Source organism: Clostridium sp. AM34-9AC, from assembly GCF_003480225.1.
Taxonomy (GTDB): Bacteria; Bacillota; Clostridia; order Lachnospirales; family Lachnospiraceae; genus Acetatifactor; species Acetatifactor acetigignens.
The window spans coordinates 90337-105298 of record NZ_QUIU01000009.1; the positions used below are offsets into that span (position 1 = coordinate 90337).

The following is a 14962-nucleotide window of genomic DNA, read 5'->3' on the forward strand; positions in this document are numbered from 1 at the left end:
CTTACCTGTCATTACATCTGCAAATTACTGCATTGCAGAAATCTGTTCCAAAGCTTCCTTCTGATGTGCATCGCATGCCGTCTGCACATCCTCTCCACGCTTATTCACTGCTGCCAGCAGGTCATCTGTCACTGACCACATCACATCCATTTCCGGAATGTTGGGCATAGGTACTACATTGTTTGCCATAGTCTTCAGTGCCATGATCATTTGGTCCTCTGACACAGATGCATCTTCATAAGCTTTACTGTTGGCAGGTGCACAGCTTGCGGCATTTGCCAGTGCCACACCGGTCTCCTTGGATCCAAGTACCTTCAACACTTCTGCCAACGCCTCCTTTTTCGTCTCTGCTGCATGCTTCAGTACATGAACGCCCTGTACTCCGGAAAAAGGTGTCAGAGATGTGCCGTTCGGCAGGACCGGCATCGGCGCAATTCCCAAGTCAATACCGGCTTCTTTGATACCCGGTACCAGCCAGGGACCTCCGATAGTACTTGCTGCTTTTCCTTCCGTAAACAGAGTTGTCACGGTATTGTACTCACCATCTGCCGGCATATATGACACAAACTGCTTATGATATTCCATAGCTTCTACCGTCTGGGGCAGATTCAATCCCGGCTCTCTGTTCTCATTGATCAGATAACCGCCAAAGCCCTGGATCCAGGCTGCTGCATTATAGGAAGTGGAATGCTGCTCGACAAATACATACTGATCTGCCGTGGTCTCATTTTTCATAAGTTCCAACAGTTCATCCGTGGTCTCCGGTGCAGTCTCCATCAGATCCTTATTGTACAGAAACAGCAATGCTTCATAGTACAACGGTAATTGATATTTGTCTCCCTGATACTCCCCGGCGCTTAACGTCATAGGAAGGAAATCCGCCAGATCATCCTCCGTCAACACATCGGTAATCGGAGACAGGATTCCCATCTGTGCAAAGGTACCTACTTTATCATGCGCCCACATAAACATATCCGGCGCACTTTCCGGATCGTCACCCACTAATTTTAAGGCATCCGACATATTTTCTTTTCTTTCAAAAGTGACTACAATCTCCAGTGCCAGTGCATCGACCTGCTTCTGTAACGTATCGGCAATAGTGGCATCCGCACAATGCCATACGGTAATATTCACCGGCTCTGTCGTCTGCGTATTCTGATTTTCCGTTGTCGTGGTTACATTACTTTCTGTATTTACGGTTGCCTCTGATCCGCATCCGCTTAACATGGATACTACTAAAAGTGAACTTAGCAACATTGCAATTTTTTTCTTCATAGCTTCCTCCTTTTGATAAAACGTTTTTCTACTTTTATAAAACACAGCGCTATGTTTAAAAAGTATTGAATCTTCTTTGCGAATTCGATATACTAAAAATAGCAGACCGCCTGCGAAATAGCAACGAAACAGCCCATAAAAAATGCACAATTTACGCAAACGTTTTACCAATGGAGGATCTCAGATGGTAGCAACAATCAAGGATGTAGCCAAAAAAGCCAATGTATCTATTTCCACAGTCAGCCGAGTACTGAGCAATCAGATGCATGTCTCTTCTTCCACTTATAAGCGAATCCAGGATGCCGTAGCCGAATTGAATTACATTCCCAATTCTTCCGCAGTATCCCTGGTTAAAAAAAGCAGCACAACTGTCCTCTATGCTGACAGTTTTTACAAGGGACGCCCCTACGAGAATCCCCATATGTTCGACATTATCTCCGGTTCGTCCCATGAATTACGCAAAAAAGGATATTTTCTCGGCTTATTGGATCTGGATCGTTCCAAAGAAAAAGCTGAAGAGCAGATCATCAATGCCATACAATCTAAAAAAGCAGATGGCATTCTGATCAACGGTTATTACGTAACTCCTGCAATTGAGAAAGTACTATTAGCCACCGATTTCCCGCATATCTGTATCGGAAAACCCTCTTTCGACTCCATGCTGTCCTGGATTGACACCAATCATTCTCTGTCTTCTAATCTGGCAATCACTCACCTGGTCTCTCTCGGGCATAAAAAAATTGCCTTCGTCGGCGGTTCTGACAAAGACAATATTTACAGAGATCGTTTCCTGGGATATCGGCTGTCTCTGGAGCGCAACAATCTCTCACCCCGAGATGCTTATGTCATCCCTACTTCTTCCAATCTGGAAGAGATCATCCAACATACCACGGAGCTTCTGCGACTACCGGAACCTCCCGACAGCATTCTGTGCTTTAACAGCCTTATCGCCGTCGGCGTCATCCAGGCAATCCGTCAGTTCCGCCTGCGCATTCCGGAGGACATTTCTATTGTCTCCTTCGACAATTACCCTTATGCACCTCTGATCACACCATCTCTGACTGTCGTGGATATTGATATGTACAGTCTTGGCACCCGTGCCGGAGCATCTCTGCTGAAAAAGATACAGAACCCGGAGATGCTGATCCAGACCTATACCGCCTTGCCACATTTGATTCAACGAGACAGCACGGTGTTACACAGTGAAACATAATTCGTATATATCCTTAAATCTTGCGGAAAATGTTCCGAATTTTAATAAAGACCATAGCTTTTCACTTAACATTTGCTCATTAGAATTAATCAGCAGACTGGCTCCTTCATCATCATATGCGATATCAAAACAATATTCTTCCTGCTCAATCTGCTTTCGTATAGAAATCATTTATAAAATCTCCAGTCTGATAGTTTCCATCACCATGTTTGTCTTTGGCAGTTCATATGCATATTCCATAATTTGTGTCATGTCCATTTTATGGATCAGCTTTCTATAGTTACTTATTATTTCTTTGTATAGATCAAAAGAAAATTTGCGCTTATTACGTATTAATTCAATCAGCAGTCTCTCTTCATTATAAATTGTTATATCCACTCCATCATACTCTATCGTTGTCTTCCCCATTTCAAAAGCATTACTGTTCTCATAAATCTGCTTCACCCGTACATCTTCAATTTTTCTATTACTTTTGGGCGTTGCGACATAATAATGATCCGGTATGGTGTCGGTCAGTCCATAATAATAAAATGCGCTGTTAAGTGTCAGTATTGCATTCGGATCTTTTTTCATGATGATCTCTAATTCCGGCACATACCTATCCTCTGAATAGAGACCATTTTCTGTTATAAATAGATGACCTTCCTGTATGTTTTTTTAATTCGATAATCTGTACCATATTTTTCCAGACATTCATGATATGATAATAACATATTCCCCTCCTAGTTTTAGCTATTGTAGGTAAAATATATTTTTTACCTGTTTCTATTTCAATATCATCATAACTTATTATATTTGTCCCTATTTACCTTTGTGTGTCTAATATCAAGACAGTATAATTATGCATTTCACGAATTGCGTATGCAGTTAGAAAATCAAGTAGTCCAAATTCAAATACAATCCTAAGAGGCTTTTCAGATAATCTGGAGAGCCTTTTTATATTTTTAGAAACGTTAAGTTATTATTTTGTTCTTGTGTCTATAAATATTATAATGTCTATACTTCATGTAGTTGTACATTTAAGGCAATGAATACACATCTTAGGTAATGTCTATGAACCATTTTTTCAACACCTCAATATAGAAAATATAATTTATTTTTGAAAGGAACATTTTATGGAAAGCAAATCACAGACATTAGTTTGGCTGTAGTGCTTTTTATCAACATGTGTTAGACTACTGTTATACAAAATCGATATTTGTGGAGGTAAAGAGTGTATGAAAAAGGAACTGCGTATTCTGGTTATTTTAATTGCTGTGTTATTGGTAGGAACAGTAGGTTACTATTTCATGCCAAAGAAATTCGGTAAGAATGTAAATCCTTCTGAGGTAGACCATATAAATGTGTTCGATGGAAATACAGGAACTGGTTTTACTATCACCGATTCAGAAGATATCGAATATATAGTGGCGAATATTCAAGGTATTTCAATGAAAAGAGATGGCATTTCACTTGGAAGAACAGGATACAGTTTTAAAATTAGTTATATAAACAGCAACGATAAAGATATCATACCTGTATTTATTCTCAATAGTGATAATACAATTTGTAAAGATCCATTTTTCTATAGATGTGATGGTGGATTATGCTTTGATTACTTAAAAGCATGTGAAGAGAAATATAAAACTAATGCAACAGAATCTATAGAAGAAAAATAACTTATTGCTGATAAATGTTTTGATGGGGCGATGGTTTTTACATTGATAATAATGGTAATTATTTTATTGGTTTTGATACCTGTAGGAATTGTTGTAGATAAAAAGATTGAAGCTTATTTTGAAAATAAGAGAGAACCTTAAATTCTTATTTATGGAGGTATATATTATGAGAGTAATCATTTCAATCATTCTTATGGTAATTGCAGCGTTGGTCGGTTTTTTCTTTGGTGCTGGAATGAACGAAGCAATGGGTGGAGCAATACTACTTTCAATGATTACAGGTTTTGCTTGCACTATTAATGCTATTGAAAAGAACAAGAAGGACTGACAACTTCCTGTTTTGAGAATTGAGAAAATCGGGATTTGTAGAATTAGTAAATCTCGATTTTGGGAAATACAAGAATGTGTCTCATTATGGTTTTAATGCGGTTTGTAAGGAGAAACAATATGATTGGGTTTGTTATATGGTCACTTTTGGGAGTGTTTATAATTGGATTAGGAATAAAAGATATGTTTTCTAAGAATCCCGTTGGATTCTGGGCTAATACCGAAACAATAAAAGTAAAAGATGTTAAAGGTTACAATCGTGCGAGCGGACTATTGTTTATAATCTATGGAATCATTTTTGTTATATTAGGAATTCCGCTGTTAGATGGTCAAAATACACCATACGTTCTGTTGTCGGTTATTGGTGTGATGGTGGAAACAATTGTAATTATGGCTGTTTATAGTTTAGTTATCGTTAAAAAGTATGAAGAGAAGTAAATAACTTTGAAGTTGCAAGGAGGAAATTATGAAATTTATGCAAACAGAGAAAAAACAGCTATTGATTTATGTGATTATAGCATACGGAATCACATATGTAATGGGACTTCTGATGTGGTATGGCTATGGAAAAGGTCTTGATCTCAGCGCTTTTCCAAATGCGCAGATGCTGTATCCAGCAGCAGGTGTGATGATGGCTTATTTAATTACCAAAAAAGGAGATAAAAATCTTCCAACGGCTTTTTTCATATTCTTTGTAGCTCTCACGGCGGTGCTGGTTGTCTGCACGGCGGCTTCTGTTCTGGCTCCCCAAAATAGAGATCTGATGAGCATGCCATATTCTCAGTGGGCAACGATCATGGAGTACGTTATAATAGGTGGCAGCGTTATTTTCTGGATTCTTCTTCTTCTGCAATCCGGTAAAGAAAAGCGCAGATCCTATGGACTGAACAGCGAACATTGGAATATATCTATTCGTATGATCCTGTTGTTTATTGGATTATATCTTCTCAGATTTGTGATTGCCTGTGCTCTGAGCGGCCAGCTTTCTGAATTTGGCAAAATAATGGCAAATCCTACTACCTGGATCATTTTTTTTACTGTTTTGGTAAACTTTTTCCTGTCAGTAGTGGCATTCTTTGGAGAAGAATACGGATGGAGATATTATCTTCAGCCTCTTCTTCAGAAAAAATTTGGACTAAAAGGCGGCGTAATCCTTTTGGGCTGTGTGTGGGCTGTATGGCATCTGCCAATAGACTTCTTCTATTACACTACGCCGGATATGGGGCTGACGGCTCTGGCAAGCCAGTTTGTTACCTGTATTTCACTGGGGATTTTTATGGCATATACTTATATGAAAACCCAGAATATCTGGGTTCCGATAATTATTCATTTTCTGAATAATAATATGGTGGTAGTTTTTTCAGGAACGTACTCTGCGGATGTACTTCAGAATCAGCAAACCCACTGGGGAGCTATTCCTGTGGCACTGGTAATGAATCTGCTGATCTATGGATGGGTGATCTTTCTGAAGCCATTTAAGGAGAAAAAAGCATAATATTGAATTCATTCAAATTATTTAGAACAATTTGCAGGAGTACCTGCATTTTTAGGAATAGTTATTTTAATTTCATGTATTGCAGATTGGATGATATTTGCAAAAATTGAAGTGGCATAACTTATAATAGGTTAATCATAATTGTAATCAAAAATCAATGTCCATTCTGTGGCAAATCATTAAGGGTTGTACCTATAAATAGTGAAGAATATTGTCCACACTGTGGTTGTAAAATAGAACAGGAGCATAAGAAAATTCAAGTTTGTAACGGAGGTATTTGCTATGAAAGGAATTAAGGTTGAGTTATTGGGGATTGCAACAATACTTTTAGGAATTGCTGTGACAACAAATAATTTCTTTGGATATGTCCTAGGTTTTCTTGGATTTGGCGTCGCTGTAGCTGGCTGTTTTCTAAAAGATAAGCACTAATAACTTCCAGTTTGGAGAATCGAAAAAAACGGAATTTACCTATTAGGACATATAAACTGTTGACAATAAAGCTCCTATATAGTATGTTTTTGATAAACTACTATATAGGAGATTTTGTATGGAAATGAATGGAGGATTTCTTGTCACCAAAATAAAACAGCTTGGAGACCGGATTTTCGAGAAGATTCTCAGTGAAAAGAATATTGATGCGTTTAATGGAGCCCAGGGACGTATTCTTTATGTGCTGTGGCAGGAGGATGGTATCTCAATCAGGTCACTCTCGACTAAATGCGGATTAGCGATAACATCTCTTACTACAATGCTGGAAAGAATGGAAAATCAAGGGCTGATAAGCCGTGTTCAGTCTGAAACGGACAAAAGGAAAACACTCCTGTTTCTGACTGAGAAAGCACATGCCTTAAAGGGCGAGTACGATTCTGTATCTGATGAGATGGGCAGTATTTACTACAAAGGTTTTTCAGAGGAAGAAATTACCCGGTTTGAGGAATGTCTCGACCGCATCAGAAAGAATCTTGAGGAGTGGCAGAAGTCATGAGTATTTGTATCAAAGATCAGATTCAGAACATGAATATTGTCATTGGCTGCACAGTGGGGTGTACATATTGCTATGCCCGCAACAACGTGAAACGCTGGCATATGATTGATGACTTCGCTAACCCTGAATTCTTTCCGGGTAAGCTCAAGATGATGGAAAAGAAACGTCCGCAGAACTTTCTTCTTACCGGGATGAGCGATCTCTCCGGATGGAAGCCGGAATGGAGAGACGAGGTACTTGCAAAGATCCGTGAAAATCCGCAGCATCAGTTCCTGTTCCTTACCAAGCGACCTGATTTGCTGGATTTTGATACCGATCTGGAAAACGCATGGTTTGGCGTTACGGTGACGAGGAAAGCAGAACTGTGGCGTATCGATGCCCTTCGGAAAAACGTCAGAGCAAAACATTACCATGTTACCTTTGAGCCGTTATTCGACGATCCCGGCACAGTTGACCTTTCCGGAATCAATTGGATCGTTGTCGGCACCATGACCGGAGTTCAGAACAGGAAGATTCATACGGAGCCGGAATGGGCATGGTCTCTGGCGGACCAGGCACATAAGCTCGGCATTCCGGTGTTTATGAAGGAAGACCTTGTCCCTATCATAGGGGATGAAAATATGATTCAGGAAATGCCGGAAGAATTTAATAAAGTGTTAGAGGTACAGAAATCATGGAAGAAGTAATAAATGGAATCCTCATTCGTGAGGTGGAAACAAAGAACATCATGACTAAGTCTAGTCTGCCGGTAGGCGGTTACTCGGTCAATCCCTATGTGGGCTGTACACATGCCTGCAAGTATTGCTATGCTTCTTTTATGAAGCGCTTTACCGGGCACAAGGAGGAATGGGGCACTTTCCTTGATGTGAAGCATTGGCCGGAAATTAAAAATCCGAAGAAATATGCCGGACAGCGGGTGGTCATCGGTTCTGTGACAGATGGCTACAATCCACAGGAGGAGCAATTCGGGAATACCAGAAAACTTCTGGAGCAGCTGATCGGCAGTGACGCAGATATTCTGATCTGCACAAAGTCTGATCTTGTGGTACGGGATATTGATCTGCTGAAAAAGCATGGACGAGTGACCGTTTCATGGTCGATCAACACACTGGATGAAAATTTCAAGAACGATATGGACTCTGCTTCAAGCATTGAGCGTCGTATCGCTGCTATGAAGCAGGTATATGAAGCAGGGATCCGTACAGTCTGTTTCGTATCCCCGGTATTTCCCGGTATCACGGACTTTGAAGCGATCTTTGAGCGGGTAAAGGATCAGTGCGATCTGTTCTGGCTCGAAAATCTCAATCTTCGAGGCGGTTTCAAAAAGACAATTATGGATTATATCGCCGGACAATATCCTGATCTTGTACCACTTTACGACGAGATCTATAACAAGCATAACCGCAGCTACTTTGAAGCACTTGAAGTAAAAGCTGAGAAAATGGCTAAGAAGTATGATTGTGCCTTTGTGGATAATGAAATGCCTTATGGCAGAGTCCCGCAGGGGCATCCGGTGATTGTAGATTATTTCTATCATGAGGAAATCCGTGGGACAGAGAATACCGGAAAAAGAAATCGCTAATTTCCAGTTTGGAGAATTGAGAAAATCGGAATTTGACGAGGTAAGTAATTATGGATGTATGCAGTTTTATTAAGGCTGTGTTGGCTCAAGATGAGAACACAATCAGAAGTTTTTTTCACAAAGATGCGTATGTGAATTGGCATTGTTCCAACGAACACTTTACGGTCGATGAGTTCATTATTGCAAACTGTGAATATCCAGGTGATTGGGATGGAACAGTTGAACGAGTTGAAGTGATAGGCGATTTATTCATCACGGTAACAAAAGTTTATCCCCAAGATAGAAGTGTATATTTCCATGTGGTGTCATTCATAAGAACAGCAAATGATAAAATTACGTCAATGGATGAATACTGGGCTGATGATGGAAATCCTCCACAATGGAGAATAGATAAGCACATAGGCACACCAATTATATAAATTCAAGTTTGTCAATTACAGGTGACATTGAAAGAGACAGCCCATTCAAGGTGCTGGCTCTTTCAAAAATTCCATTCTAATAAATTGCACGACAACTTATCAAAAAATAAGCTCCCCATCCGGTCTTTACTATCCTATCTTTCTTACTGTCTGTCCGCAAGTTTTATGGTTTTCATCAGTGTATTCTCCAGCACACCTGCCGGACAGTCATCGCTATCCGGCTTAACTTTTTACAGCAATGTATTCAGATCCACCAGGGTTCCGCCCTCGATCTCCACGCACTTGTCACTGTTTAACTGCAGCCATACGCTGCAGGCATTGGGGTTATATACCTTTTCGTAATCCGCAGAGAACTGTAAACGTTTCGCTGCATCCATATAATCAATGATCTCGATGTTGGTGGCGTACCAGATGTCGTCTCTGCCGCCCATGTATTTACAGAAGTTCTCGATCACATCCCAGTTGTCATTATTATCGAACTCGTAGCTGTGCCCCCAGACATACATCAGCTTCAGGTACTGGCTCTTCTTGAAATCGGCGAAAAATTCCGCGTACTCCATCAGCTTCGGATCATTATGATGGCAGGTAGCATGCCACTCCAACGGATCCTTTGGCAGTGCAAAATCCGGAACCGTCTCTACCACTCTGGCATAAGCCACGCCCAACTGACGGTACAGCTGTTTGATCTCTTCACTGTAAGAACCGTTGGGATATGCATGTCCTCTGATGATCCGGCCGGTCCATTTCTCCAGACCTTTCCGGTCTTCCAACAGTTCCTCTGCGACTTCCACCAGTGGGCATCTCTCAATGGTGGGATGGGTCATGGTATGAGTTGCGATCTCATGACCGTCGTATAATCCTTCCATTTCCTCGAAGGTCATACGGGGCCGCTCTCCGACCTGTCCGTAATTCAGGTTGAAGGTTGCCTTGATCCCGTATTTATTAAAAATACCGATCAGCCGCTTATCCTGTAACTTACCATCATCATAACTCATGGTCAGAGCTTTGGCTTTTCCGCCGGGAAAACAAGTATATACTTTCATCTTTTCCATCCTTTTCTACTGTAATTTCTGTTGTGGTTTTAAAATATGATAATTTTCATCCCACATGTTTTCATCATATTACGACTGGAACAATTTTGCAACTGATAAGAATCCGGCATTAACCCTCTTTATCGTGCAGAATTTTCCATTGCCTTCCTTTCATTCATCCTTTAATATAGTAAAATATACAACCAATAAACGAATTACAATGAGAAGGGAGCATATTTATGAAAAAATTCAACTCCTTCCGTAATCGCCAGAACGGCTTTGAAGATTTAGGTTCCGGCACCGCGGAAGCAGCAAAAACGAAAAAAAGCTGGTGGAAAGTCCCCGGCATCATTCTTGTGATTCTGGTAATCGCTATTTTTGCTTTTAATTCCACTTACCAGATCCGTGAACAGGAGCAGGCGGTTCTGATCACTTTAGGCCAGGCCAAAGCGGTAACGGATCCCGGACTTCATTTTAAGATACCATTCATCCAGCAGGTTCGTAAAGTAAATACCACCATTCAGGGATTTTCCCTGGGATATGATGTAGATTCCAATTCTTCGGAAACCGATGATTCTCTCATGATCACTTCCGACTATAATTTTGTCAACGTCGATTTCTTCGTAGAGTATCGTTTCAGTGACCCGGTAAAAGCTGTCTATGCATCCAAGGATCCCGTACTGATCCTGCGTAACATCAGCCAGAGCTGTATCCGTACCGTGATCGGCAGTTATCCGGTGGACGATGTCCTGACTACCGGAAAAAATGAGATTCAGGCCGCTATTAAAGAAATGATTCTGGAGCGTCTGAGCGAACAGGATATCGGTATCCAACTGGTAAATATCACAATCCAGGATTCCGAGCCGCCTACCTCCGAAGTCATGGAAGCTTTCAAGGCCGTGGAAACCGCCAAGCAGGGAAAAGAAACTGCCCTGAACAATGCCAATAAGTACCGCAATGAACAGCTTCCTCTGGCGCAGGCACAGGCCGACGGTATCATCAAAGACGCTGAGGCGCAAAAGGCCGAGCGCATCAATGAGGCTACTGCACAGGTTGCGCGTTTTAACGCTATGTACGAGGAATATATCAAGAACCCGACCGTCACCAAACAGCGTATGTTCTACGAGACCATGGAAGAAGTACTGCCTGACCTTAAGGTTGTCATCGAAAGCCCCAACGGCAATACACAGACCTTCTATCCTTTGGAATCCTTCACAGGTACCGCTTCCGCTTCTTCGGAGAGCAGCACCTCTGAAGCTGCACAATAACCATTGTCTACAGAAAGGCAGTTTTATAAATATGAAAAAAGTGAAAAATATATCTCTGATTCTATTAGTACTGGCATTGTTGATCATCGGATCCTCCAGCATTGTCGTTACCAACGAAAACGAATACAGTCTGATCCGACAGTTCGGTAAAGTAGACCATGTAGTGAGTTCTGCAGGTGTTACCTTTAAGATTCCTTTTGTACAGAGCGTCGATAAGCTTCCGAAGGAGATCCTGCTCTATGATCTGTCTTCCTCCGATGTCATCACCAGTGACAAGAAGACCATGATCTGTGACAGTTACATTTTATGGCAGATCAATGATCCTCTGAAATTTGCCCAGACCCTGAACTCCTCCATCTCCAACGCAGAGAGCCGTCTGGACACCATCGTATATAACTCTACGAAAAATATCATAAGCAGTACGACCCAGAACGACGTCATCTCCGGGCGTGACGGAGAGCTGGCTGCAGCCATTATGAAAAACATTGGGAACACCACTGAGCAATACGGTATTGAATTGCTCTCCTTCGAAACCAAACAGCTGGATCTGCCCAGTGACAACAAAGCCGCTGTGTACGAGCGTATGATCTCCGAACGTGAAAACATCTCCGCAACCTATACCGCAGAGGGAAGCTCTGAGGCACAGAAAATCCGCAATACCACAGATAAGGAAGTCAATGTTCTCCTGTCGGAGGCCAATAAAAATGCGGAGATTCTCATTGCCGAGGGCGAAGCGGAATACATGAGAATTCTATCAGAAGCCTATTCCGATGAATCCAAACAGGATTTCTATTCCTTCGTCAGAAGCCTGGATGCACTGAAGGCTTCCATGACCGGCGATAATAAGACGGTGATCCTGTCTCCGGATTCCCCGATCGCGCAGATTTTCTACGGAAGATAACATAAAGGCCGGTGTCTGCAATATTCTTGCAGGCACCGGCTTTTTTATGCCAGAATCTCCTCAATTCTGCGTCTCTCTTCTTCACTGAATGCGGTTGCATGTACAATACCGATATTATCCAGGATCTGTGATGGCTTAGATGCTCCGATCAGAACACTGGTAATATCCCCATCCCTTAAGATCCACGAAAGTGCCATCTGTGCCAGGGTCTGTCCTCTCTGGGCTGCCAGATCGTTCAGTGCACGTACCTTCTTCAATGTCTCTTCCACGATCGCCGCTTCTTTCAAGAATCTGCCGTCGGTACGGACACGGCTGTCCTCAGGAATACCGTGGAGATAACGGTCGGTCAGAAGTCCCTGTGCCAGCGGGCTGAACGTAATGATGCCGATGCCATGGGCAGCCGCATAATCCTTCAATCCGTCCTTCTCAATATCTCTTACAAACATGGAATATTTTCTCTGGTTGATAATAAACGGTGTCCCCAGCTCCTTGAACAGTTCTGCTGCCGCAATGGTCTGCTCCTTATTGTAGTTGGAAATTCCCACATACAATGCCTTACCGGATCTGACAATGCCATCCAGTGCACGAACGGTCTCCTCCAACGGTGTATTTGGATCCGGTCTGTGATGGTAGAAGATATCCACATAATCCAGTCCCATGCGCTTCAGGCTCTGATCCAGGCTGGCCACGAGATACTTTTTGCTGCCCCAGTTGCCGTAAGGTCCGGGCCACATATCATAACCGGCTTTCGTGGAAATGATCAGTTCATCTCGATACCTTCCCAGTCCTTTTGCAAGGATCCGTCCAAAATTTTCCTCCGCACTGCCCGGTACAGGTCCATAATTGTTTGCCAGATCAAAATGTGTAATGCCATGGTCAAATGCTGTGTGGCACATGTCCTGCATATTATCAAAATTCCCATTGGAGCCGAAATTGTGCCATAATCCCAGAGAGACTGCCGGAAGCTGCAATCCACTGGCGCCGCAGCGGTTGTATTTCATTTCTTCATATCTTTTTTCATCTGCCTGATACATTTAAATACCTCCTTTTTCCGAAAGAACATTATAGACATTATTGTAACTATTCAGACCCCATTCGCAAAACCGCCTCTGCGAGGCTTCCTTTTTGCTCATGAGGTTACTTCGCCATATAAAACTGCTTATCTGCCTGAATGCAAGCATTCGCAGAACACAGTTTTGCATGGCTCTGAATAGTTACACATTATTATAAATTTATTTTCATCCCGTTTCTATGCAAATTTTATAGAATAAAGTGCAATATCTTACAAATCATCTCTTACGTTCCACGATCTTCAGCCGGCTGAAAAACAGGTAATACACAATAAAAGCAATACTGGTCACCGTCCAGGTCAGCGGATAGCTGAATACAATGGTGAGAATGTCATTTTTCAGAGGTACGGCTGTCAGGATCCATACCACGCGCAGTGCGCAGATCCCCAGGCAGCATATGATCATGGGAAGCCAGCTGTCGCCGATACCGCGCAGAGTACCGGACAAAATCTCAATGGCAATATAGGTAAAATATGTAGGTACCAAAAAATGCAGAATCTGTTCTCCGATCACTACCACCTGTGCATCCGTGGTAAACAGTTGATAACAGATCGATGCATAATTATAGAGGATCACGGACAACAGTACGGTTGCCCCGGCTGTAATCCCCATACAGGTACGGACTCCCTTGTGTACACGATCCATTTTCCCCGCACCATAATTCTGCCCCACAAAGGTAGTGATCGATATGCCAAAGGCATTGACGATCATCCAAAACAGGCTGTCAATCTTGCTGTAGGCTGTCCATGCCGCTACCGTATCCGTTCCCAGTTCGTTAACGCTGGACTGGATCAGAATATTGGACGATGTATACATCACCGACTGCAATCCCGCCGGAAGTCCGATCCGGATGATCCTGCGGAACATTCTTCCATCAAAACGGATCTTTCTCAGTTCCAGACGATGCATATCCTTCGTCCGCATCAGCACCCACAATACCAGCACCGCACTGAGTGCCTGCGACAGAATGGTCGCCAGTGCGGCTCCAGCCACACCCATATGCAGTCCGATGACAAATGCAATATCCAGCACAATATTCGTCAGGCAGCTGGCGATCAGGAAATATAACGGTCTCTTGGAATCCCCCACAGCCCGCAGGATGCCGGCTCCCATATTGTAGATCAGGTTTCCGATGACTCCCAGGAAATAGATTCGGATATAGGTTGTCGCCGGTCCCAAAATATCCTCAGGTGTAGACATCGCACGCAGTGCCCATGGTGCCGCCGTAATACCCACGATCATCATGCCGACTCCCGCCACCAGACTGAACGCAATGGAGGTATGTACGGCATAGCCTACCATCTCGGCACGTTTTGCCCCATAATACTGGGAAATAATGACCGTGGCACCGCTGGACAATCCTACGAAAAATCCCACCAACAGCTGGATCAGCGTACCGGTGCCGCCACCTACCGCCGACAGAGCTTCTTTTCCGACAAAACGCCCTACGATCACTGCATCTGCCGCATTATATAATTGCTGGAAAAAGGTTCCGAACAAAATAGGGAAAAAGAACAGGAGCAGCTGCTGCCAGATGACTCCCGTTACGATCTTGTTTTCTTTCCCTATAGCATTTTCTGTCTGCTTTTGTGTTTTCTTTGTATTTTCTTCCATATAAATCATGCCCTTTGAAAATCTGTACTTCTACGATGATAGTATCATTTCCACAGAACCTTTTCAAGAGGGCAATCTTATCCACAGCTCAGGGCAGGAAAATCCCCGGGTGGTGGAAGCACCC

At 42.6% G+C, this 14962-nt stretch carries 17 protein-coding genes; 12 read left to right on the forward strand and 5 right to left on the reverse strand.

The genetic code is table 11. The annotated features are described in order from the left end of the window. Window positions 1-24 precede the first annotated feature (24 nt). On the reverse strand, window positions 25-1275 hold the full coding sequence (locus tag DW835_RS07210) for an extracellular solute-binding protein (RefSeq protein WP_118730915.1): 1251 nt from the start codon (window positions 1273-1275) through the stop codon (window positions 25-27). A gap of 184 nt (window positions 1276-1459) precedes the next feature. Between DW835_RS07210 and DW835_RS07215 the strand changes: the two genes are divergently transcribed. Beyond that, complete coding sequence (locus DW835_RS07215) at window positions 1460-2488, forward strand: LacI family DNA-binding transcriptional regulator (RefSeq protein WP_181968681.1); 1029 nt, start codon at window positions 1460-1462, stop codon at window positions 2486-2488. Between the two features lie 171 nt (window positions 2489-2659). On the opposite strand, the gene DW835_RS07225 is transcribed toward DW835_RS07215, so the two are convergent. Further along, a complete protein-coding gene (locus tag DW835_RS07225) occupies window positions 2660-3082 on the reverse strand; it encodes a hypothetical protein (protein ID WP_118503181.1) in 423 nt (140 codons plus the stop codon). Window positions 3083-3705: 623 nt separating this feature from the next. Here DW835_RS07225 and DW835_RS07230 point away from each other — a divergent pair. The 9 genes from DW835_RS07230 (at window position 3706) to DW835_RS07260 (ending at window position 8954) form a co-directional block, all read left to right on the forward strand. Continuing rightward, window positions 3706-4146, forward strand: coding sequence for a hypothetical protein (locus DW835_RS07230; RefSeq protein ID WP_117465994.1), 441 nt, complete (start codon window positions 3706-3708; stop codon window positions 4144-4146). 166 nt (window positions 4147-4312) lie between these two features. Beyond that, on the forward strand, window positions 4313-4474 hold the full coding sequence (locus tag DW835_RS17940) for a hypothetical protein (RefSeq protein WP_015554547.1): 162 nt from the start codon (window positions 4313-4315) through the stop codon (window positions 4472-4474). A 119-nt stretch (window positions 4475-4593) separates the two neighbouring features. Then, window positions 4594-4911, forward strand: coding sequence for a hypothetical protein (locus DW835_RS07235; RefSeq protein ID WP_117465995.1), 318 nt, complete (start codon window positions 4594-4596; stop codon window positions 4909-4911). Between the two features lie 28 nt (window positions 4912-4939). Then, window positions 4940-5968, forward strand: coding sequence for a CPBP family intramembrane glutamic endopeptidase (locus DW835_RS07240; RefSeq protein WP_118730916.1), 1029 nt, complete (start codon window positions 4940-4942; stop codon window positions 5966-5968). A gap of 282 nt (window positions 5969-6250) precedes the next feature. Then, window positions 6251-6397 (forward strand): hypothetical protein, encoded by a 147-nt coding sequence (locus DW835_RS17945; RefSeq protein WP_181968682.1) that lies wholly within the window; start codon window positions 6251-6253, stop codon window positions 6395-6397. 118 nt (window positions 6398-6515) lie between these two features. Further along, a complete protein-coding gene (locus DW835_RS07245; RefSeq protein WP_004853467.1) occupies window positions 6516-6953 on the forward strand; it encodes a radical SAM mobile pair system MarR family transcriptional regulator in 438 nt (145 codons plus the stop codon). Beyond that, window positions 6950-7639, forward strand: coding sequence for a radical SAM mobile pair protein A (locus tag DW835_RS07250; RefSeq protein ID WP_117465997.1), 690 nt, complete (start codon window positions 6950-6952; stop codon window positions 7637-7639). Before DW835_RS07245 ends, DW835_RS07250 begins: the two co-directional genes overlap by 4 nt. Continuing rightward, a complete protein-coding gene (locus tag DW835_RS07255; protein ID WP_117465998.1) occupies window positions 7627-8535 on the forward strand; it encodes a radical SAM mobile pair protein B in 909 nt (302 codons plus the stop codon). Before DW835_RS07250 ends, DW835_RS07255 begins: the two co-directional genes overlap by 13 nt. Window positions 8536-8585: 50 nt before the next feature. After that, the gene (locus tag DW835_RS07260) at window positions 8586-8954 is read left to right on the forward strand and encodes a nuclear transport factor 2 family protein (RefSeq protein ID WP_117465138.1); all 369 of its coding nucleotides are present in this window, start codon (window positions 8586-8588) and stop codon (window positions 8952-8954) included. Window positions 8955-9184: 230 nt separating this feature from the next. Here the strand turns inward: DW835_RS07260 and DW835_RS07265 are convergent, their stop codons facing one another. After that, window positions 9185-9997, reverse strand: coding sequence for a polysaccharide deacetylase family protein (locus DW835_RS07265; RefSeq protein ID WP_117465137.1), 813 nt, complete (start codon window positions 9995-9997; stop codon window positions 9185-9187). Window positions 9998-10224: 227 nt separating this feature from the next. On the opposite strand from DW835_RS07265, the gene hflK reads away from it, so the two are divergent. Both hflK and DW835_RS07275 read left to right on the forward strand, forming a co-directional pair. Then, window positions 10225-11253 carry an FtsH protease activity modulator HflK gene (gene hflK, locus DW835_RS07270; RefSeq protein WP_117465136.1) on the forward strand — a complete coding sequence of 343 codons (1029 nt, stop codon included), beginning with the start codon at window positions 10225-10227 and terminating at the stop codon, window positions 11251-11253. 31 nt (window positions 11254-11284) lie between these two features. Next, window positions 11285-12154 carry a protease modulator HflC gene (locus tag DW835_RS07275; RefSeq protein WP_022312342.1) on the forward strand — a complete coding sequence of 290 codons (870 nt, stop codon included), beginning with the start codon at window positions 11285-11287 and terminating at the stop codon, window positions 12152-12154. A gap of 44 nt (window positions 12155-12198) precedes the next feature. Here DW835_RS07275 and DW835_RS07280 read toward each other — a convergent pair whose 3' ends face one another. Then, entirely contained in the window at window positions 12199-13188 is a 990-nt protein-coding gene (locus DW835_RS07280) for an aldo/keto reductase (RefSeq protein WP_022312343.1), read from the reverse strand. Window positions 13189-13443: 255 nt separating this feature from the next. Next, window positions 13444-14838, reverse strand: coding sequence for an MATE family efflux transporter (locus DW835_RS07285; protein ID WP_242993402.1), 1395 nt, complete (start codon window positions 14836-14838; stop codon window positions 13444-13446). Window positions 14839-14962 lie beyond the last annotated feature (124 nt).